The organism is Planctopirus hydrillae, assembly GCF_001707835.1.
Taxonomy (GTDB): Bacteria; Planctomycetota; Planctomycetia; order Planctomycetales; family Planctomycetaceae; genus Planctopirus; species Planctopirus hydrillae.
In genome coordinates this window covers 20,751-40,883 of record NZ_LYDR01000030.1, presented here as the reverse complement: position 1 = coordinate 40,883, position 20,133 = coordinate 20,751, and the positions used below count along the sequence as shown (strand labels likewise).

Below are 20,133 nucleotides of genomic sequence, written 5' to 3'. Positions count from 1 at the left end.
ACAAGCCGAAGTCAAACAGGAATTCGCTGATCAACAGAGAACTTTTGTCTCTGAACAGGGATTAAGCCGCTTTGCGAGTGGGCTGGCTGATGTGCTCGGAAGATGTGCCCTCATCAATAGCCACGAACTCAGCCGTGATCTCACGCAAAGTCGCAGCGGCAGCTTCCCGGGAAAGTTCCACGGCTGACTGCAGACGAGCGAGAGCTTCTTTCACCAGACGAGGCGAAATTGGTGCCCGGTGGGCCATGAAAATCTTTTCGTGGATCTTCTCGGCGGAGACTTCGGATTCGTAGAAAAGTTCTTCGTAAAGCTTCTCGCCTGGCCTGAGCCCGGTAAAGACAATGTCGATATCGTCCGGGTACTTGAGCCCGGAAAGATAGATCATATCGCGGGCCAGATCGAGAATCTTGACCGGATCGCCCATATCCAGAATCATGACGCCGCCGGTTTGTCCGATGGCACCCGCCTGCAGCACCAGTTGAACGGCTTCAGGAATCGTCATGAAGAACCGCACCATCTCGGGATGCGTCACCGTGATCGGGCCACCTTCGAGAATCTGCCGGCGGAATGTCGGTACCACACTGCCAGCCGAGTTGAGCACATTCCCGAAGCGAACCGTCATGAATTCGGTTTTGGATTTCTGGGCAGTCGCCTGCAGATATTTCTCGGCAAAGAGTTTTGTGGAACCCATGATATTGGTGGGACGCACCGCTTTATCAGTCGAGATCAACACAAAGCGATCCACACCAAATTGATCGGCAGCGTCGACCAGTGCCTTTGTGCCAAAGATGTTGTTACGGATCGCTTCCTGCGGATTGGCTTCCATGAGAGGAACATGCTTGTAAGCCGCTGCATGGAAGACCAGTTGAGGCTTGTAGATAGCGAAAATCTGTTCGAGCGTGGGTCGATCCCGCATATCGGCAATCTCGTAAACCAGTCGAGTACCGCCGGTTGTGCGTGTCTGGAACTCCTGTTCCATGGCAAAAATACCAGGCTCGGATTGATCAAGCAGAATCAGACTTTCCGGATTTAGAGCCAGAATCTGTCGGCACAGCTCTGAACCAATACTTCCGGCAGCCCCCGTGACCAGCACCCGGCGACGAGAGATATAACTCCGCATACTTTCCAGATCCAGCTTTGTCGGTTCGCGGCGTAACAGGTCGGAGATAGTCACTTCCCGCGTGGCCAGTCGAATGCGTCCATTGACGATTTCATCGACACCCGGGATCACATGGGCCAGGAGATGCTGGTCATCACATTGCACGAGTAACTCGCGCACGATTCGGCCGGGCGTCGATGCCGGTATGAGCAGCATTTCGGCCCGGACCTTTTTGGCGATCCTGGCGAGATCAATCTGGCCACTGAAGACTTCGGCTTCGCCAATAATACTCGACTGAGAGAAACCTTCGGGATCGATAAAGCCGCAGATGCGATACTCTTCGTTGCCGCTTTTGAGTGCGCGAAAAATAGCAACAGCGCTGGCATCGGCACCGTAGATCAAAGCCCGGCGTGGCGTCAGTTGCGACATACCACCCAGCCTGCGGTGGAGCCTGGGTTGAATGACTTCACAGTAGCTGCGAATCATTGATCGCAGGCCGGCAATTGCCAGGACGGTGAGCATCAGGTCGATCAGCACAATCGATCGCGGAATCACGATTGCCGAGGGCAGAAAGGCATTAATGGCCAATAGTAACGTCGCTGCAAAAAAGGCATCTCCGGTGACATAGATGACATCAACCAGTGACGTGTAGCGGTGCTTCCTGCGCCATTGGCGAGTCAAAAGATTCACCAGCGACTTGGTGGCAATCACCAGTGGAAAAGTGGCGAGAAATCGCCCCCAGACCTCACTGGGAACTTCGAAATCGAAGCGCAGAGAGTAGGCCAGAAGGTATGTGAATCCGTAGAGGATGATGTAGACCGGCGGAATGATCAGTTGTCGAAATGGCATGCGAACGGTTCCTCACGATGTCCGTCGCCAGATGGCTTCAGACAGCATCCATGCTCTGTTCGTGGGGTGAAATCTGGACATTTCTGCCGCAAGTTCATCATGAACCCGGCTTGACGAGCGGAAGTGTTAGTTGATTGTGAACAGCCTGTCGAGACTGTTTCGTTACACGAGGCAACGATCCTGTGCTCAAGTGAATAGATCGGCTCAGGAATTGGCGTTAAGCCATTAGAAAACTGCGCAATTCACACAAAGCAGAGCATGGTCGTGAAACAATCGCTCGAGTCGATTTTCAGGCAGATTCGGGGAGCGTGGCAATGAGATCATTCCCCAGACGAACAATCTGCTCGATCCCGAGTTCCAGTGGTTGTCGCGAACGGGTTTGGCCCGGAACTGCCTCGTATCGACCGAGAATAAAGCGCCCCTGGCCGAGCGTAGTCAGACGAATCTCGTAATATCGCTTGGCAGACGTGAGCGAACTGGGTGGGATCGATCGAATGAGGACTTCCTGACCATCCTGGTCGAATTCCAGAGGCCCCAGGCTTTCGAGCAGATAGGTCACTTTCTGGCAGAGAGCATTGGCCCATTTCTTCAACACATCCATCGAGGCATTGGTGAGATGGCGAGCCTGAAGTTCGATCTCTTCCAGCGCGCAGCCAAAAGGTTGAGAGGCAATCACCTGGGCTGTGATGGAAACATCACGGGGTGGTGATGCCGGGGTGGGATGATTCAAAACATCCGGAATTGTCCAGGAAATCGAGATCGGTATTGCCGGAGAATAGGGCCCACCCTGCTGCAGCAACAGTTCCTGTTTCAGCAATTCTCCCGGAGATGTGGTGGAGGAACTGCTTGTCGGAGGTGTTGCCGAACTTGGGGGTAAAGCTCCGGAAGACATTTGTGACCGATCCTTCGTCAACAGCCTGTGTTCCCCCCGGCAAAGTCGGGGCGAGCGATCAGAAACGAGGATGGCAGGCTCACTGCCAGAAAAGTCTGCGTTTCTGGTGACAGTGGAATTTTAGTCGTCTTGAGCGGTTTGCGTCATGACGAGTTTTGTCGCCAGGAAGAAGTTCTGCGGAATTGTCGCAGAAAATCTGACGGGTACAAAGCGGTGGAGGATGCGCTTCAGCCCGATAACGCGTGGATCTGGAAGGCAGCCCCGCTGCTACTTGTGCAGAATCAGCTTTCCGTTGCGTGTGATTCGGAGGCGGTAAATTTCGCCCAGATGATTGATGAGGAGCTCTTTTTGGCCCTTCATCAGACTGGATGAGTCGACAGCAGGAGCCGCACCAGCAGTCGAGTTGGTGCGAGTTTCGAAACTCTCACCCGCTGCATTCTGGTGGCTAAGCTGCGAGGATGGGTTTGGCTCAGACATTTCCCAACTCAATGATTCCGTGAAATACGTCTCTGCAGACATATTGCTGACATTGAGACTCAGTGTCAATTGCGAGAAGTGATTTCCTGCCATTCTGTCGAACAATCAATCGCAATAAACTCTATAAAGGACTACTGCGGAAGAAGTTCGGGATTTCTCTGCAATACAGACCGCAACACCTGATCCAGCGACATATCGGTCGAAATCGGGAAGAAATCGATTTTCATTTCATGGCAGGCCGAGTTCAACTGCTGCTGGAATGACCGGTACTCCGCCAGATAGCCTTCACGAATCGACGCCGCATTGGTCGTGTGATCAGGCCACTCTTCCAACCCGATAAACTGCGTCCAACCCGTCATCGGAAAGGTTCTCTCCCAGCGATCCATCACTTGCAACAGGAGGACATCGTGCCGGCCATAGCGCAATTGGCGCAGTCCGGAGATCAATTCCTGAAGATCACTCAGCCCATCGGTCACAATCACCATGACGGCTCGACGTCGATTCTGATTCCCCAGATTCTGATTGACCAGCGAAGTGAGGAATTGACCAGGGTTCCCCTTCCCCTCGGGTTTCATCTGTTCAATTTCGGCCAGCATCTGGCGATACGCGGGCCAACTCCCCGCAAAGCCGCTGGCACGTGCGGCAGACTCAGCCAGCACATGGAGTTTGACCTGATCCTGCTGCTGGAGAACCACCAATCCCAGCGAAGCACCCAACAGGCGTGCATATTCAAACTTGCTGTAAGGAACTGCTGGAGAACGAAAAGCCATCGATTCACTGGAATCGATCAGAATCTGACAGCCAAAGCTGGTTTCATCATCAAATTGTTTGACATACAGCCGGTCGGACTTGCCAAAGACTTTCCAATCGACATACCGCAGATCATCGCCGGGCGTATATTCGCGATACTGGGCGAACTCGATGGAAAATCCGCGCGAGGAACTCGCATGTCTCCCCTGAGCCAGACTGTCAACCACAGCCCGTACCTGCAGTTCGAGTGTACCAAGCCGTTCAACGACCGAGAGATCGAGCACGCACTGAACTCCTTCTGCCAAACCGGGAAATCGCCTTCACTTCAGCCTGACAATACCGCTTTCGTTCGGCAATGCTTAAACTGGGCTTTGACACATCAGCAGGTGATTGTCGCCTGCCGGAACACCTGGTCTCAACCGGGATTTTCTCCCGAGTTGAAGCAGGTGATCTGCCAAGTTCAACGACACCCGTTCACGAGGCTGTTTTCAGCCGAACGGGAAAAGAATCTGTTACGGAGCATCGGCAATGCCCAGTTGTGTGCTGGCTTATTCGGGTGGATTAGATACATCGGTCATCCTCGGCTGGTTGCAGGATGAAGGCTACGACGTACATTGCGTCTATGTCGATGTGGGGCAACCTTGCGAAGACCGCGAAGCCATTCTGAAGAAGGCTCACGACTGCGGCGCCAAGTCGGCTCGGATTGTCGATGCCCAGGAAGAGATGTGCCGCGACTTCGCCTTCCCCGTCCTCCAGTGGCAGGCCAAATACGAAAACATCTATCTGCTGGGAACCTCCATCGCCCGGCCGCTGATCAGCAAGGTCTGCCTCCAGGTTTGCCGCGAAGTCGGTGCCGATGCCTACGCTCACGGCGCGACAGGCAAGGGGAACGATCAGTGCCGGTTCCAATTGGCTGCGGAAGCACTCAACCCGGATATCAAGATCATCGCTCCCTGGCGAATCGAAAAGTTCCGCAAGGCATTCCCTGGACGTACCGAGCTGATTGCTTACTGCGAACAAAAGGGGATTCCCGTCAAAGCTTCTGCTGCCAAGCCTTACAGCTCTGACGAGAACTGTCTGCACATCAGTTACGAAGCGGGCAAGCTGGAAGACCCCAATGTTTGCGGCGTCGATATCGTCGATTTCGGCATGACCGTCTCACCGCAAGCCGCCCCCGATGCTGTGGAATCGGTTTCGATTCAGTTCGAGAAGGGGATTCCCGTCGGTGTGAACGGCAAGAAGCTCTCGCCACTGCAGATTGTGCTGGAACTCAACAAGATCGCCGGCCGCAATGGTGTGGGCCGGATTGATATTGTCGAGAACCGTTTTGTCGGCATGAAGAGCCGGGGCGTATACGAAGCACCGGCCATGACTGTGCTGTACCACGCTCATCAAACGCTGGAACAACTGACCCTCGACCGCGATCTGGTCAACTTGCGCGATCGGCTCTCGCCGGAAGTTGCTCAGATGGTCTATTACGGCTTCTGGTATGTCTCCAAAATGGATGCCTTGCTCGCCTTTATCAAGGAAGCTCAGCAGCCAGTGACAGGTGAAGTGGTGCTGGGCCTCTATAAGGGGAACATCATCAATCAGGGCCGCACCAGCCCGAACAGCCTCTACGATGAAGCGATTGCCAGTATGGAAGGCGGCGGCTCGTACAACCAGACTGATGCGGAAGGCTTCCTGCGAATCATGGGTCTCCCCAGCCGCGTCCAGGCCCGCGCTCGCGCCAGAAAGTATTAAAGTAGGGCAGGCTCCCGCCTGCCAATTATTTATGTAGGGTGCATGCCAATGCACCAAAACTGCGAACGCATCGCCATAGATATTCAATGAAGGACACGCCCCGTAGGGCAGGCTCCTGCCTGCCAACTCAGCGAACCGATCGCGACAATGATCAAAATGAAGGACACGCCAAGTCATGGAAGTGTCCTTCATTTTTACCTTATATAGATCATACTGGTGCATTCCGAGGACTCCATGCACCCTACCTGAATCACGCACCCCATCCAACAACTGTGCGATAAAGCTGGCTCCGTATGCATACTTTGCACTTCATCACCAGGTTGATTGTCGGCGGTGCGCAGGAGAATACCGTTTCGAATGTCGAGGATCAGGTGCAGCTTTTCGGCGACGAGGTCACACTTGTCACTGGGCCGGGCCTGGGGCCGGAAGGTTCCCTCGAAGAGCGGGCAGCGAAATCGGGTGCCCGCTTGATTGTCATGCCCGAACTGCATCGTGCCATTCGCCCCTGGCAGGATTGGCGGGCGTACCAGGAACTCAGGCAGCTCATTCGCACCTTGAAGCCCGATGTCATTCATACCCATGCCTCGAAGGCCGGTATCATGGGGAGGCAGGCGGGATTTGTGGAAAGTGTCCCCGTTGTGCATACCATTCATGGCGCTTCATTTCATTACGGGCAGTCCGCTCTCGCTTACCGTCTCTATCGCTTTCTCGAACAAAGAGCGGGCCGGCAGACGGCTCACTTTATCAGCGTTTCCGATGCGATGACCGAGCAATACGTGGCCGCTCGAGTGGCCCCGCGAGAGAAGTTTACCACCATCCGCAGCGGCTTCGATGTGGAACCCTATTTGTCACCAGTCAAGACTCGATCCGAGATCCGTGCTCAACTCGGGCTCAGCGAGAACGATCTGGTCGTCGGCAAGATCGCCCGGCTGTTCCACCTCAAAGGGCACCAGTACCTCATCGCCGCCGCTCCCGAGATCGTCCGCCAGCAACCCCGGGCCAAGTTTTTGCTGGTGGGCGATGGGATTCTCCGCGAGCAGTATCAGGTGGAGATTGCGAGGCTCGGCCTGACGGATCACTTCGTCTTCACCGGCCTCGTGCCACCCAGCCAGATCCCGGAACTCATCCATGCGATGGATGTCGTGGTCCATTGCAGCGAATGGGAAGGGTTAGCCCGCGTGTTGCCGCAGGGCTTGCTGGCAGGGAAGCCAGTCATCAGCTACGACATTGACGGCGCCAGCGAAATCGTCCGCCCGGGTGAAACCGGCTATCTGTTGCCGCGAGGCGAAATCGCGGGCCTCGCGAAAGCCACCGTGGAACTCCTCGCCAATCCTGCACTCAGAGATCAATACGGCCAGCGCGGTCGAGAGCTCTTTAGTGAAGTCTTTAGCCATGAGTATATGACAGCGGAAATTCGGAAGATCTATGAACGGGTGATCGCCCCCGGTGAATCGCTCTAACGCATAGCACGCGATCATCTATAGAATTCATCGAGAAAGTGATCTGAATCGTATGACGTGTGGCCCCAGCCACTCCGTATTAAGCCACGCAGTCTCCATCCAAACTTGAATGAAAAGCTATGGGGAAAAGAGAGCCCATCGGAATGAGGGGACCATGAATCAAGCCAGGTACGGCGTCAAGCGGGCGACGGCATCGGAAGAACCAAGCTCGTCTTTGCCAAAGCCATAGGCGGCACCAATCGCAACGGCTTCCTGCTGATACTCAGGATAGTTCGTAATCAGCATGACGGGGATCTTCTGAAACCGCTCGTCGGATTTCATCTGGCGAATAATATCCATGCCATCCGTGTAGTCGGCATCGAGCTTGCGGTTGATCAGCACCAGGTCATAGCTCGACTTCCCCAGAAGATCGATAGTCTCCGGTGCTGTGGCTGATGGGATGATTTCCACATCGAAGCTCGACTTCAGAAAATTGGTAATCTTGATCGTATCCGGCACACACTGGCCCACATTCAATACGCGGCGAGTCATAGGTCAACTCTTTGAAAATGAAAGGATGGATCTGGCAATTTCGATAATCGTCGGCGGTTCTCAGCCAACTCAGGATTGATAAGGATCGTAGGGAGCACCGGCGGAACCTTCATCAGAACGCGGGTCGATCGAACCCGGAGGTCGCGGGCCAATGTACTGATAATACTGGCACTGAATCCGGCCATTATAGAGCTTCCGACGACGATCCGCCCGGCGGCGGAAAAAGCGTTCAAAGCCCACATCGGCAGTTAACACATAGATCGACCAGGTCTTGAGCGGTGCAAAGGCATCGGCCATATCATCGTAGATGGCTTCTGCCGATTCTCGATCACCTAACCGCTCGCCATAAGGAGGGTTCGTGACAATCACGCCGTAATCCCGGGAGTCTTTCAGTTCGAGCACATCCATTTGTGTGACATGCAGCATGCCCGCCACACCGGCGGCCCGGGCATGATCTTCGGTCAACTGGACAGCCTGGGGACTGATATCCGAAGCAAACAGGGGGTAGGTCGTCGGTTTGGAAATCTGGAGATCGCGCGCTTCCTCACGGGCTTTGAGCCAGTTTTCGACAGGCAGGCGTTCCCAGCGTTCGGCCTGAAAATTCCGATCCAATCCCGGGGCCCGGTTTTTGGCAATCAGTGCTGCCTCGATAGGAATCGTTCCACTGCCACAAAAAGGATCGAGAAAAGGGCGTTCGCGATTCCAGAAACTGAGCTGTACCAGTGCAGCCGCCAGAGTTTCCTTGAGAGGGGCAGCGCCCCCTTGCTTGCGGTAGCCACGCTTATGCAGACCAGGGCCCGAAGTATCGATGGTCAGCGTGACGACATCGCGCAGGATCGAGACATCGATGGGATATTCAAAACCGGTTTCCTGAAACCAGTGCCGCTGACTGTTTCGCTTGCGGCTTTCCACTATCGCCTTTTTGACGAGACTTTGAACCGCTGGAGGATTATGCAACAGCGATCGAACACAACTCCCTGTGACAGGAAAGGCGGCATCTTCCGGAAGCCACTCATGCCAGGGTAAAGCTTTGGTCTGATCGAAGAGTTCGTCAAAATCCTTGGCGACAAACTTCCCCATTTGCAGCAGCACGCGATCGGCAGAGCGCAGCCAGAGGTTCGTTCGGGCCACAGCGAGCGCATCACCTTTGAAGGTAATTTTTCCATCTTCAATTTGCTGATCCTGGTATCCCAGGGCAGCCAGTTCTCGCGAGACAACAGCTTCGAGACCGAAAGCCGTTGTGGCGATTAAATCCAGCGAATTCATAAAACTCTCAAAGAACATGTGTCAAAAAGCCGGGGGCCATGATCGACCCAAACAGCCAGTGTAGCAGATGAACTCGGAGATGGGAATTTTGGGGAGAGTGGGATTTGGGGGTTGGGGAGTTGGAGAGTTGGGAGTTGGGTTAAAACTGCTGGTGAAAGGCCATTCTTCCTCAAATACCAAACACCAAATGCCCAACACCTACTCCACCTCCTGCTCAATCACCACTTCATACTCCCCTGAATTATTGGCGAGATCGTAGAAATGGTCGTTAATACGCAGAAAGAGGACTGCATCGCGAGGGGCGGTCAGTCGGGCGATTTGACCTGCGGGAATGACTTCGGTGAATTCCGCACCGTGGGCCGTGAGTGGCAGGTCAGGAATCCCCCACCAGGCGAGGAGCCGACCCAGTTTCTGGCCGTTGGCATAATCCACTGAGATGCCTTGTGGTTGAGAAATCCACGGGCGAGTTGTGCGATTCAGCTCGACTTGTCCTTTGGCACGCAGACGAATTGTGGTGCCTTGAGGAACCAGCAGTCCCGTCGATTGCCAACCGGCTTTTGCTGAAATCGAGCGTGTCACAGGTTGATTCGCCCAAGGTTCAATGGGTCGATGTAACGTCGCAGCCAAAGCCGTGTCGTAACCAAAGCAGATATCTGTTGAGAGCCGTAACCAGTCGCTGGAAATCCATGTCGTTGAGGTCCGATCAGCCTGGCTGGCCGTTTGGAGGAAGTCCTCCAATGTTCGAGATCTGAGGAGCTTGGCGAAATCCGGCCCATAGGTGGGATGCTGGCTGCAAAACTGAATCCAGAGCCAGGCCCAGGCATAGTCGTCGTTCGTAGAAAATTCGTGGGCGTCAATTATCAGTAAATCAGCAAACGAGCGTCCTTTTCCTGAAGCAAGATCTTCCTGAATCAGCCCAATCCGCCCCCAGCCAGAGAAATCTTCGGGCCTTCCGGGAAGCACTCCAAAAAAGGGCTTGCCCGCTTCATCGACATAGTTTGTCGCGTACCACTCAGCAATCCCTTCCTTAAACCCCACGGGCAAATCTTCACGCTCGCCAATCAACGTGACCACGTGAGTGAGTTCATGCAGAAACAGATGCCTCAGGTAGTAAGGCGTGGCCTGCATTTTCATCCAGAACTCACTCCCCCGATGTCGACCATGCAGAAAGCCCGGCAAATCTTCCGGCAACAGCCCTGTCTCGCGGAAGCTCGTCATGTCGGACATGACATAACCCGTCAATTGCTGATTCTCGGGCCACTTGATGTGGAAATCGTTCTGCAGTCGCTGGAGCAGCGCTTCCCCCAGTTCGGGAAGATTGGCAACTTCGACCAGTGGGAGATCGGTCACAAGGACGATGTGCGGCGAAGTGATGACCCGAAACCCCAGTGCTTCGAGTTCAGCGGGCGTTTTAGCCGGAGCGGGAAGAGTGGCCAGTTCTGGCCCGGCAGGCCGTGCAGCCATCTGCTCACGGGGGTTCGATTCTCCGCCGGTCTGCGGTGTGGCAAACGCCTGAGGATCCGCATCGGGGATGACCATCTCCGGATCATCCTGCATATTGCTGGCAATCTCGGCCGCTCTTCGCTGGGCGGCTTGATTGGGTCTGGAAGTCGTTGAGTTCTGATTGTTTGAACTGACTCGTGATGATGCAGGGCTGGCCATCTGACGATCCGCCGTTTGATCATTCGCAGGTTGACTGACGGCTGGCTGATTGCCGCAGCCCGCAATGATCAGTGAAAAGCCTGCCAGCAGAAACAACAGGTGCCGGAAGGGCCGACCACACCAAGGCCCTTTGCCGCCTGAAAAAGACTCTGCACGACGAGACCCGGAAAGACTAGACATGATGAATTTCCATCGGCAGCGTGCTGGATGTATCGGCAGAGATCATGTCAGCACGGTTCAAGTCAGTGCAGTTCAAGCCAGCACGGTTCAGGTCGCTGGAGTCGAACCATTCGTCGGCCGGGTCAAACGGTGGTGAAACGATATTGATAATCGTGGCTTCACCCACAATTCGATGCCTCACCAGGGGGGGAATGGAAATCGCCAGCAGTTTCGTCAAAGGATAGCTCTGGCCATTCAGTTCAATCGTGGCGTGAGCCGCATGGTCGAGGACAACATAAATCTCATGATGTTCTCGATGGTAATGCGTACGGGCAGCTTGAGTGATTTGCGTGTAATGCACACTCACGCTGGTCCCTGCATCATGGCCAAAGGCTCTTTGGGCCCAGCCGCAAGGACAGGCCACAGCTTCAATTTCACTCAGCGAAATCATCTGGGGCAAGGCGGCTGATGGTGAATCAGGCGGCAATTCAGTCATGCCCGTACTTTCTTCGTTTGGGAAGTTGTTGAGGCCCTGGCGAAGTTTCCTGACTGGCATTGCGACCATGACTTGCCGGCACCCAGCGGGCAAAAGTCTCTTTCGCTTCTCGCAAAGCTTCGGCAGTGGGGGGCTGCCTCGGCCCGGTGGATTCCGGAGTGATGCGATGCATCTTTTTCAGCTCGTAAGTGACTTTGGCTTTTTGCGAACGATGAATCCAGAGCGATGACAACATCCGCTCACTCACCGGACGATCCGTAGCCACGACAAAGCGATAACACATCCAGCCAATCAGCGAAAAGACAAACAGACAGATGCCCAGCGGAATCAGCACCTGATCGGAAGAGGTGAGCACAATGGTCGAACAGGCGACCAATCCACAGATGATGACAAAGGTGACGGCCAGCAAGGAGACCGCACCTCGTGCCGCCGAAGAATCACGCTGGATCGGTTTCATAGGTAGTCACTTTCTGCAGGGACATGCCACCTGAGAGACCAATGAATTCGACCGAAATTGCAGGATGAATACTAGAGAAAGTTGACCACAGACCAGAATCTGTCATGTGGTCTTCATTGGAGAAAAGTATGAAATGAACGTGTTGTCTCAAATTGTATCGCTCAAACCGTCCATGTTCGAGGCCTGTTAACGACCACGTTTGAGGGTGTAGAGCGGGCCATAGCCAAAAGGTTTTTGACACTTGGGGCACTTGGCAGATTTGATCGACGCCGGTGTTTTGTCCCCAATTTTCTCTTTTTTGCGACCATTCTCCGAGACGACCAGACCACAACTCTGGCAGCGGTAGCCCGAGACTTCGAGAGTAAAGTTTTTGTCGGTCTGATAATACGGCAGGTGCTGAAGTTCAAAGACCGGTGTCTCAAGATAGTGGCATGCCAGTGTGGACTGCTCACTCTGGAGAGGAATGCCAGATCCTTCGGCAAAGTTCGTCCAACGAGTCCCTTCCCGTATCGCCTTCGCCAGCGTGCGGAACTGACTTAATGAAAACGAGAGAAATTTTTGTGGCGCACCTTCTTCTGCCGAAATCAGTTCGAGGGCTATGCGTCCTTCACCAAAGACAGCCAAACTCTGGAGAGATTCATTTCCTCCGGCAATCGTAGGTTGGACAATCGCTATCGATTCCGCAGCAGCGGGTACAACGGTGATGGTCGCTGGGCTGAGATCCGTCTCGTCCTTTTTGGCCATCAGTCGAGATTTGAGAGCGGCTCGAAACTCGGGGATCTTCTTCGCTGTCGGCTTGAGCAAGGTCCCCTTGGGCCATTCCAGGAGCACCAGTGCCTGAGGATCAATTGCCAGATCAATCAGCGAAAAATCTTTGGCGTGTGCGGCGGCTTTGAGCTTCAGTTTCCCTTTGGCAATCGTGTGCAGTGCCACATCCTGAATGATGTGGACAAACTTGCCCACGGCATCCAGATTGATCGGGGGATCCAGCGGAATCTCTTCTTCAGCACCGGCATTCGTCGTTTTACGTAAGGGAACAACGAGCTTCGCACCGCATTTGGGGCACTTGCCGACTTTGCCGCGATGATGATCCAGTACGCGGACTTTACAGCCAGCCTCGCAAGTGGTCACAAAGCCTTTCTTGCGCGGTTTGAGTGCCAGTTCCTGCTCTTCTTTCTCCTCAGAGAGAGCAATGTGCAGCAGGAGATCATCTTCGGACATCTCTTCAGCGGGCTGACTGGCATCACTCACCTCGGGCGTGCCGATCATCTCTTCCTGTGGAGCAGTTTCTCTCCCACTCCCATCCAGTGACATCATGGGAATCGTTTCGGTCGACTCTTCTATCGTCGATCCATCGGCCGATTCCGGCTCTAGGCGAGGAATTTCACTGAGGGCAAAAGTATCGCCTGAAGTCTCATTCACCTGAGGGAAAGCCATTGGTGGCGGCTCAATGGACATCGTGGCTTCAGTGAGGAAGATATCGCCAGAAAGTTCAAAATCGTCTTCGTCATCCTCGGCACTCTGATCCACCCCGCTGGCTTGAATCAGGGGCTCATCCGGAATCACAGGGCTGGCTCCGGGCTCCAATCCATGCCCATTCCTTTGAGCATAGTAGGCTGCCAACTGAGCATTTTTATCAGTCTCGGAAAGCGAAGCCGGCGTGTGAGGTTCGGCTTTCAGCATCGAGCGGGATTGGGGATTACGATCCAGTGGCGTGGCCGGCGAGCGTTGATCGTTCTGTCGTTCATCAAAGGCAGCTTGAATATCCGCTCGCAGAAAGACGCCACAATTCCAGCACCGCACGAGACCACTGCGAACCGCTTCACCACAATTGTGGCAACTCCCCAGATCTTCAATGACTGCCTTGTCGGTCGGCAAAGGCTGTATCGCCAGCTCTTCAGCCCGCTCTCGATCAAACACATGATGGCAGCGATGGCACTCGACGGTGTCATCGAGCAGCAATGTGCCACAGCCGGGACAGGGAGAAATTCCAATCGACATAAGCGACTCGCAGATCTTGCGTGCCAAATGTTATGACAGGCAATCGACCCAGAGAGGGAACTGAAAGGTGAACACATCAATATGCGTACAATAAGAGATGCACAAATCCCCAAAATACCCGCAATATGCGTCGCTTCCCACTCCAGATTATCGAGTGCAGCGGCTTTTTCGGGTTTTTCAGGCAGGTTAGGCAGTCCATTCCGGAGATGACGAACTCGATTCGCATTTACCGAAAATGTCGCTTTCGCCACCAGATTCCGATTGATGGCAGAAAAAATCTGGCAGGACGCCCATCAGTCAAAAAGATAGCTGACGGATTCATTTCTATGAATTCGGCGAATGGCTTCACCCAGCAGTGGTGCGACGGAAACCTGCCTGAGATTCGGCAGCTTCTGCTCAGGTGTCAGTGGCAGGCTGTTCGTCACGACAATTTCTTTGATCGGAGCTTCGGCCAGTCTCTGAGCGGCCTGACCGCACATGATCGCATGTGTGGCTCCCACATAGATTTCGGCAGCTTCATGCTGGGCCACAACTTTCACAGCACCCACCATCGAGCCGGCCGTCGTGATCATATCATCGAAAATAATGCAGGTTTTCCCGGCAATCGGCCCACCAATCAGGTTCTCCTGACGTGTTTCAAAGGCATTCGAGCGACGTTTATCAACAATCGCAAACGAACCCCCCAGGTGCTCGACATGCTGCAAAGACCGCTTGATACTCCCCTCATCCGGGCTCACGATCACCAGATTCGACTTCGGTAGGTTCAGTGAACGGAAGTATTCGTCAAGAATTGGTGCCGCATACAGATGGTCGACGGGGCAGTCGAAGAATCCCTGGATCTGAGCCGCATGGAGATCCATCGTCAGAACACGGTCAGCCCCGGCTTTCGTGATAAGATTGGCGACGAGTTTGGCCGTAATGGGCACACGCCCCATATCTTTGCGGTCTTGCCGGGCATAGCCAAAATAAGGGATCACCGCCGTCACACGGGCAGCACTTGCCCGTTTGCAGGTGTCAATGAGAACGAGCAGTTCCATGAGATTGTCATTGACTGCCGGCCCCGTCGGCTGGACAAGAAAAACATCCGCCCCGCGGACGTTCTGGTACAGCCGGCAAGAGATTTCACCATCGGGAAAATTACTGAGTTCGACAGCTCCCAGGTTGATTCCCAGGTAGCTGGCGATTTCGTGGCCGAGTTTCGGGTGAGCTCTGCCACTGAGCAGGCAGAGTTGGTCGTACATCGCCACAGATCAGTCCTCGGTGAAGCCTCGGGATGGAACAACTCAGATTTCAACGTTCGTCAGCACTGGTTGCAAGTGGACGGCCACCAGCCTGCCAGCCAAAGAGACTTCAAAATTGGCCGCATCTCTTTACAAGAGACGTTACTCAGCATTTTCTGCAGATGAATCGACAGCAGATGGCGCGCTGGGAGCCTGCGCTTCAGACGATGTTTTCCTCGCCAGATAAGCCGCTTCCGCCTCAGCGTCTTCTTCCGCCTGTTTCAGACGATCAAGAATCTCGATGATCTGCTTGGTCAGTACGGGAAGTCCTTTACCCGTCATTGCCGAAATCTGGAGGACGGGTTTGCCAATTCGCTCTTCCAGTAACTCTTTAGCAGCATCGGCATCCAGGAGTTCTGACTTGCTGATAACGACAATTTCAGGTCGCTGCGCCAGGTCGTCATCGTAAAGCCGCAACTCTTCGCGGATCTGCAGATAGTTTTCGATCGGGTCCGTCTGGTCATCAGGATTGGGTTCCACGAGATGTACGAGCACTCGTGTCCGCTCGACATGCCTTAAAAATTCATGACCTAGCCCCACTCCCGCATGGGCTCCTTCAATCAACCCGGGGATATCGGCCATCACGAATTGCCGCTCGTAACCGACGCGCACAATCCCTAGATTCGGGTGTTTCGTTGTGAACGGGTAGTTCGCGATTTCAGGAGTCGCCCGTGTCATCCGCGAGAGAAGCGTCGATTTACCGGCATTGGGCTTTCCAATCAGTCCCACATCGGCAACGACTTTCAATTCCAGCAGCAGTTCACGTTTTTCACCTGGTTCGCCCGGCCCGAATTCGCGCGGGGCGCGGTTCGTTGATGACATGAAACGCGTGTTGCCATAGCCCCCTTCGCCCCCTTTGGCGACGATCACGGTGTCACCATGATCTGTCAGATCACGCAGGACGAAGCCACGCTGAGAATCACGCAGAATGGTTCCCATCGGCACACGGATCACGAGATCTTCGCCATCTTTACCAGTCTTGAGTGAACTGGTCCCGGGATTCCCATTGCTGGCAAACCAGTGACGAATCCCGACCAGGTGCACGAGGCTGTCGACATTTTCGTCGGCGATAATGACGACGTGCCCGCCGCGACCACCATCACCACCATCGGGGCCGCCTCGAGGGACGTGCGCTTCCCGCCGGAAGCTGGAACATCCGGGGCCACCATCGCCCCCTTTGCAGGTAATTTCAATTTGATCGACAAACATGAGAGAAAACTGCCATTCTGGACGCGGAAGCGAATTCGATTAGAGGTCACCAGCGGGATATTGGGTAACGAGTTGAAATTTAAGGATGATTTTCAAAGATCAGTTCGCGAGCTTCAAAGACGGGCCCTTCGACACAGGTGCGTCGGTAATCCCAGCTTTCCTCACCCGCAGGAGTCGTTTCCCGGATTTTGGCGACACAACTGAAGCAGGCCCCAAAGCCGCACGCCATGGGAGTCTCTAAAGACAACCAGCAGGTGGCGTTGTACGACAGTGCCAGTTTCTGCACCGCTTTGAGCATTGGCTCAGGCCCGCAGGCATAGATTGTCACGGGTTCACCGGGAGCCTTGAGATGTTCTTCCAGTAATTGAGTGACATAGCCACGGTGCCCTTCTGATCCATCATCGGTGGCCAGTTCAACCTTCAGGCCGGGAACACTTTTGAAGTCTTCGACACCAGCCAGAAATTCCGCATTCCTCGCTCCGTAACAAAGTGTGACCGAACTGGGCTGCACCACTTTTCGCGGGTTCTGCTGGGGATAACTCTGGACTCCAAGGGCCTCGCGCGCGAGTGCCAGAAAGGGCGTTTGCCCAATCCCTCCCGCGACGAAAACCAGCCGCCCGCCCGGTGATGCAGGAAAACCGTTGCCGAGTGGCCCCCAGATTTCCACTTCATCTCCCGCCTGAAGCTGAGCCAGTCGACCCGTCATTTTACCGACGACGACATAGCCGAACTCCAGCCCGGCAACACGTCCTTCTGCATCTTTGCAAATATCAAACAGGGCAAAGGGTCGGCCCAGCAGAGGATCGTTCTCTCCCGGGATTTTCACCATGAAGAACTGCCCAGGAGTGATCGTGGTCGCCAGTTCAACACCATCGAGCCGCAGGCGAAATGTATTTTTCGCCATGGCCTCGTGCAGCAGCACGCGTGCCTTCTGCTGGACGGCAGACATCACTTGTCCAGGCAGCCCAAGGGAAGGGATGTGACAAGCCGAAGCAGAGGTTTCAGTAGGGCTGGAGAGCATGCTCGGGACGTCTGATTTCTAGGACTTTTAAGTGATTGAAACAACTCAAGATGCAGTGGGTGAGTATTGACCAGGTCTCGCGTTGACTCCACGCACACGCCCCGCTTAATCACCCCGCTTGCGATTCGATGAACTCGACGACTTCTGACCTCGAGCGCTGGTTGATGAGCGGCCCGCTGTCGTCGCTTTTCGAGATCCTGGAAACTTGGCAGAGGCCTTCTTGCGAACTACTTTTTCGGGAGTCGCTTCGGCAGTCTCTTTATTGGCCGATCGATGTGCGATGAGGTGGTCCTTCGTCCGCGGGACTCGTCGGCCACTCTTCAACAAACTCAGCGGGGGGGGATTGACCGCTTCGTCTCCATCAGCCGCGTCGTTTCCACGCACATTCTGGGGGAAGTTCAATCGTGGTGCTGCCCCTCGGAGCTTTTTGCTGGAAATCACCGAACCTTCACCATCCAGCACACGCCGTTTCAATCGCGTGCTGCCATCGTCCATCACGGGCGGGTGATCGTTGGCGGCCAACTGGCGAGCGGTCGTCTTGCCACTGCCCGGACGTCCCTGGGAAAAACCTCCCGACGTACGCGAGGCGGGCTTCTGCCGGGCTTCGGGAGTCATTGAGCCTTTCCCGGTGCGACGCACTGGTGATCCTTCTGAAGAACGCGATCCCGCTGAAGAACGGGATCCACCGGACGAGCGGGAATCTTCGCGACGCTTGGAGCTGGTCTCTCGTGAATTTGACGATGGTGCAGTCAACGCTGCCGCATTCGACTCTTTTGAGCTTCCCAGGCGTTTGAGTCTTGAGCCCGGAATTGTGAGTGGTTCCAGCCCGGTCGGAGCAGAGGGTAATGCGGTGCGATCCAGCCCGGCTCGAGACCTGCCACCTGCAATTCCTGGATCGGACGAAGAGGCTCTGGATGACGCTCCCGCTGAAGTCGCTTTACCGGCATCGCGGGTACGCTGTGGCTTGCGGGGAGCCGGCTCCTTCCACTTGCCGGTGATGACATCCTGCAGTTTACTGAGTTCTTCTTCCGAGAGTTTGCGATGAGCCCCGCGTTCGAGATCACCCAGTTTGATCGGGCCAAAGTGAGTCCGCTTGAGCTTCATCACTTTATGCCCCACACGGGCCAGCAACCGGCGGATTTCCCGGTTCTGTCCTTCACGCATGGTAATTTCGAGCACAGTCGCAGAGCCCTGCGACTTCACCCGGTTCACACTCGACATGCGGAAGCGGCCTTCCGCGAAGTATAACCCTTCGAGAAGCTGATTGATCGCCTCCGTCGAAGGATTACCCGCCACGACAGCACGATAAATCCGCGGAATGCCAAACTTGGGATGTGTGAGTCTCTCAGCGAGATCTCCATCGTTCGTGACGATCAGCAGACCTTCGGTCGCATCGTCCAGTCGGCCCACGGTAAAGAGCCGACCGACATTCGGCGGAAAGCAATCAATCACGCGGGTTCGGCCCGCAGGATCAGAATTTGTGCACAGCACACCGGCTGGCTTATGAAAGAGAAAGTAACGCTTTTCCTCCACGCGCAGCTTTTCGCCATCAACAGCGACTTTCTGGCGGGAAAGATCAACACGCACCCCCAGTTCCTTCGCCACCACACCATCAATCGTCACGCGGCCCATTTCGATGTATTCTTCGCAGGCTCGGCGTGAACCATACCCGGCACTCGCCAGAACTTTCTGCAGACGTTCGCCTGCTGAGGCCTCGCCCGGTTGATCCGGATGGGCTGATTTGGAACCCTGATTACGTGAAGAATTGACCAGAGATGTTGTGCGGCGGGGCGGTCGAGAACGTTTCATTTGGTATCTGCCAGTATTGAGAAGTCCAGCAGTTTAGCAGACGACATCGCGAAAGAGTAATCAGTTTCGCAATTGTTCCCGCCAATAATCGCTCTAACTGATGACGATTGCACAACCCGCAAGACAATCGCTGTAGCCATCGGGAGTCTCGCAAGCTCACCAAAAGTCTGATTGAGTGGTGCAAAACTTTGTGGTGGCTAGACTTTTGGGAAGTTCACGCCGGGGCATGCTATGCTCTCGTGCCTGATTCGTCTCGTAATCATCCGCCCAGGGATGTCAGTCTGAGCATCTCCCGGGCTGGGTCTTTTCCAACATCCATGCGATTGCCTGGGGTTCGCTGGTAAATCTGTCACAACCTGTTATTTGAATAAGGTTTAAGTAAATGGAAGTCATTGACATCCTCTCCCGCTGGACACATATCGGAACTGCCGTCGTGATTATCGGAGGGAGTGTCTTTTTGCGATTTGTCATCTACCCCATCGTGAGCAAGTTGCCCGAAGATCAGCATCTCGCCTTAAGGTCGGCCATTATTTCCCGGTGGAAGATGTTTGTACACGTGGGGATTCTGCTGTTCCTGGTAAGCGGTTTTTATAACTACATCAAAGCCATGCCTGACCGCGAGGGACAGAAGATTTATCATATGCTGATTGGCACCAAGATGCTGCTGGCCTTTGGCCTGTTCTTCCTCTCTTCGCTCTTGGTGGGACGCTCTGGACTGGCGGAAAAAGTACGCACGCGCATGGCTTACTGGCAGACAGTGGGCATTGTCCTTGGCGCTATCATCATTGGCATTTCGGGCTATGTGAAAGTCGCCGTCCCTGCCAAACCACCAGCCCAAACGACTAGCGCAACCGAAGTTCAAGCCACCACGTCGAGTGCAGTGGATTCCCAGCCCGCAAATAATCAGGCCACTCCTGTTGAGCCAACCAGGTCGGAATAACTCCGATTCAAGGATTTCGCACAGCCACAGCA

17 protein-coding genes are annotated in these 20,133 nt (G+C 54.6%); 3 read left to right on the top strand and 14 right to left on the bottom strand.

Features of this window, described 5'->3' with window-relative positions; translation table 11 throughout:
• Positions 1 to 61: 61 nt before the first annotated feature.
• From A6X21_RS02290 to A6X21_RS02270, 4 genes are all read right to left on the bottom strand, one after another.
• Positions 62 to 1,948: a polysaccharide biosynthesis protein gene (locus A6X21_RS02290; RefSeq protein WP_068845840.1), complete on the bottom strand. Its 1,887-nt coding sequence runs from the start codon at positions 1,946 to 1,948 to the stop codon at positions 62 to 64.
• A gap of 289 nt (positions 1,949 to 2,237) precedes the next feature.
• Positions 2,238 to 2,840 (bottom strand): hypothetical protein, encoded by a 603-nt coding sequence (locus tag A6X21_RS02285; RefSeq protein ID WP_131818146.1) that lies wholly within the window; start codon positions 2,838 to 2,840, stop codon positions 2,238 to 2,240.
• Positions 2,841 to 3,107: 267 nt separating this feature from the next.
• Positions 3,108 to 3,317 carry a hemin uptake protein HemP gene (hemP, locus tag A6X21_RS02275; RefSeq protein WP_068845862.1) on the bottom strand — a complete coding sequence of 70 codons (210 nt, stop codon included), beginning with the start codon at positions 3,315 to 3,317 and terminating at the stop codon, positions 3,108 to 3,110.
• Between the two features lie 131 nt (positions 3,318 to 3,448).
• Entirely contained in the window at positions 3,449 to 4,351 is a 903-nt protein-coding gene (locus A6X21_RS02270) for a DUF58 domain-containing protein (RefSeq protein ID WP_165603661.1), read from the bottom strand.
• A 244-nt stretch (positions 4,352 to 4,595) separates the two neighbouring features.
• Here A6X21_RS02270 and A6X21_RS02265 point away from each other — a divergent pair, with 244 nt between their 5' ends.
• On the top strand, positions 4,596 to 5,810 hold the full coding sequence (locus A6X21_RS02265) for an argininosuccinate synthase (protein ID WP_013112404.1): 1,215 nt from the start codon (positions 4,596 to 4,598) through the stop codon (positions 5,808 to 5,810).
• A 293-nt stretch (positions 5,811 to 6,103) separates the two neighbouring features.
• A complete protein-coding gene (locus A6X21_RS02260) occupies positions 6,104 to 7,270 on the top strand; it encodes a glycosyltransferase family 4 protein (protein ID WP_068845834.1) in 1,167 nt (388 codons plus the stop codon).
• Positions 7,271 to 7,429: 159 nt separating this feature from the next.
• Here A6X21_RS02260 and A6X21_RS02255 read toward each other — a convergent pair whose 3' ends face one another.
• The 10 genes from A6X21_RS02255 to A6X21_RS02210 all read right to left on the bottom strand — a co-directional run bounded on the left by A6X21_RS02255 (position 7,430) and on the right by A6X21_RS02210 (position 19,161).
• Complete coding sequence (locus tag A6X21_RS02255; protein WP_068845832.1) at positions 7,430 to 7,801, bottom strand: PleD family two-component system response regulator; 372 nt, start codon at positions 7,799 to 7,801, stop codon at positions 7,430 to 7,432.
• A gap of 69 nt (positions 7,802 to 7,870) precedes the next feature.
• The gene (locus A6X21_RS02250) at positions 7,871 to 9,067 is read right to left on the bottom strand and encodes a THUMP domain-containing class I SAM-dependent RNA methyltransferase (protein ID WP_068845830.1); all 1,197 of its coding nucleotides are present in this window, start codon (positions 9,065 to 9,067) and stop codon (positions 7,871 to 7,873) included.
• A gap of 198 nt (positions 9,068 to 9,265) precedes the next feature.
• Entirely contained in the window at positions 9,266 to 10,909 is a 1,644-nt protein-coding gene (locus A6X21_RS02245; protein ID WP_131818145.1) for a hypothetical protein, read from the bottom strand.
• Positions 10,902 to 11,384 (bottom strand): cupin domain-containing protein, encoded by a 483-nt coding sequence (locus A6X21_RS02240; RefSeq protein ID WP_068845826.1) that lies wholly within the window; start codon positions 11,382 to 11,384, stop codon positions 10,902 to 10,904. The genes A6X21_RS02245 and A6X21_RS02240 overlap by 8 nt, the downstream gene beginning before the upstream one ends.
• Positions 11,377 to 11,841, bottom strand: a complete 465-nt coding sequence (locus A6X21_RS02235) for a hypothetical protein (RefSeq protein ID WP_068845824.1) — start codon at positions 11,839 to 11,841, stop codon at positions 11,377 to 11,379. The genes A6X21_RS02240 and A6X21_RS02235 overlap by 8 nt, the downstream gene beginning before the upstream one ends.
• Before the next feature lie 186 nt (positions 11,842 to 12,027).
• Positions 12,028 to 13,842: a hypothetical protein gene (locus A6X21_RS02230; protein WP_068845822.1), complete on the bottom strand. Its 1,815-nt coding sequence runs from the start codon at positions 13,840 to 13,842 to the stop codon at positions 12,028 to 12,030.
• 293 nt (positions 13,843 to 14,135) lie between these two features.
• On the bottom strand, positions 14,136 to 15,083 hold the full coding sequence (locus tag A6X21_RS02225) for a ribose-phosphate diphosphokinase (RefSeq protein WP_068845820.1): 948 nt from the start codon (positions 15,081 to 15,083) through the stop codon (positions 14,136 to 14,138).
• A 141-nt stretch (positions 15,084 to 15,224) separates the two neighbouring features.
• Positions 15,225 to 16,331, bottom strand: a complete 1,107-nt coding sequence (gene obgE / locus A6X21_RS02220) for a GTPase ObgE (protein WP_068845818.1) — start codon at positions 16,329 to 16,331, stop codon at positions 15,225 to 15,227.
• Positions 16,332 to 16,410: 79 nt separating this feature from the next.
• Positions 16,411 to 17,280, bottom strand: a complete 870-nt coding sequence (locus A6X21_RS02215; protein WP_068845860.1) for a dihydroorotate dehydrogenase electron transfer subunit — start codon at positions 17,278 to 17,280, stop codon at positions 16,411 to 16,413.
• Between the two features lie 177 nt (positions 17,281 to 17,457).
• The gene (locus tag A6X21_RS02210; protein ID WP_068845816.1) at positions 17,458 to 19,161 is read right to left on the bottom strand and encodes a pseudouridine synthase; all 1,704 of its coding nucleotides are present in this window, start codon (positions 19,159 to 19,161) and stop codon (positions 17,458 to 17,460) included.
• Between the two features lie 382 nt (positions 19,162 to 19,543).
• Between A6X21_RS02210 and A6X21_RS02205 the strand changes: the two genes are divergently transcribed.
• Positions 19,544 to 20,101 carry a hypothetical protein gene (locus A6X21_RS02205; protein ID WP_068845814.1) on the top strand — a complete coding sequence of 186 codons (558 nt, stop codon included), beginning with the start codon at positions 19,544 to 19,546 and terminating at the stop codon, positions 20,099 to 20,101.
• Positions 20,102 to 20,133: the final 32 nt, after the last annotated feature.

What these genes read in the sequence shown, in the direction of transcription:
- A6X21_RS02225 (WP_068845820.1), bottom strand. Translation starts at nt 15,083, where the DNA reads ATGTACGACCAACTCTGCCTGCTCAGTGGCAGAGCTCACCCGAAACTC.
- A6X21_RS02230 (WP_068845822.1), bottom strand. Translation starts at nt 13,842, where the DNA reads ATGTCGATTGGAATTTCTCCCTGTCCCGGCTGTGGCACATTGCTGCTC.
- A6X21_RS02250 (WP_068845830.1), bottom strand. Translation starts at nt 9,067, where the DNA reads ATGAATTCGCTGGATTTAATCGCCACAACGGCTTTCGGTCTCGAAGCT.
- A6X21_RS02245 (WP_131818145.1), bottom strand. Translation starts at nt 10,909, where the DNA reads ATGTCTAGTCTTTCCGGGTCTCGTCGTGCAGAGTCTTTTTCAGGCGGC.
- A6X21_RS02235 (WP_068845824.1), bottom strand. Translation starts at nt 11,841, where the DNA reads ATGAAACCGATCCAGCGTGATTCTTCGGCGGCACGAGGTGCGGTCTCC.
- A6X21_RS02255 (WP_068845832.1), bottom strand. Translation starts at nt 7,801, where the DNA reads ATGACTCGCCGCGTATTGAATGTGGGCCAGTGTGTGCCGGATACGATC.
- A6X21_RS02210 (WP_068845816.1), bottom strand. Translation starts at nt 19,161, where the DNA reads ATGAAACGTTCTCGACCGCCCCGCCGCACAACATCTCTGGTCAATTCT.
- A6X21_RS02205 (WP_068845814.1), top strand. Translation starts at nt 19,544, where the DNA reads ATGGAAGTCATTGACATCCTCTCCCGCTGGACACATATCGGAACTGCC.
- A6X21_RS02290 (WP_068845840.1), bottom strand. Translation starts at nt 1,948, where the DNA reads ATGCCATTTCGACAACTGATCATTCCGCCGGTCTACATCATCCTCTAC.
- A6X21_RS02240 (WP_068845826.1), bottom strand. Translation starts at nt 11,384, where the DNA reads ATGACTGAATTGCCGCCTGATTCACCATCAGCCGCCTTGCCCCAGATG.
- A6X21_RS02265 (WP_013112404.1), top strand. Translation starts at nt 4,596, where the DNA reads ATGCCCAGTTGTGTGCTGGCTTATTCGGGTGGATTAGATACATCGGTC.
- A6X21_RS02215 (WP_068845860.1), bottom strand. Translation starts at nt 17,280, where the DNA reads ATGTCTGCCGTCCAGCAGAAGGCACGCGTGCTGCTGCACGAGGCCATG.
- hemP (WP_068845862.1), bottom strand. Translation starts at nt 3,317, where the DNA reads ATGTCTGAGCCAAACCCATCCTCGCAGCTTAGCCACCAGAATGCAGCG.
- A6X21_RS02260 (WP_068845834.1), top strand. Translation starts at nt 6,104, where the DNA reads ATGCATACTTTGCACTTCATCACCAGGTTGATTGTCGGCGGTGCGCAG.
- obgE (WP_068845818.1), bottom strand. Translation starts at nt 16,331, where the DNA reads ATGTTTGTCGATCAAATTGAAATTACCTGCAAAGGGGGCGATGGTGGC.
- A6X21_RS02285 (WP_131818146.1), bottom strand. Translation starts at nt 2,840, where the DNA reads ATGTCTTCCGGAGCTTTACCCCCAAGTTCGGCAACACCTCCGACAAGC.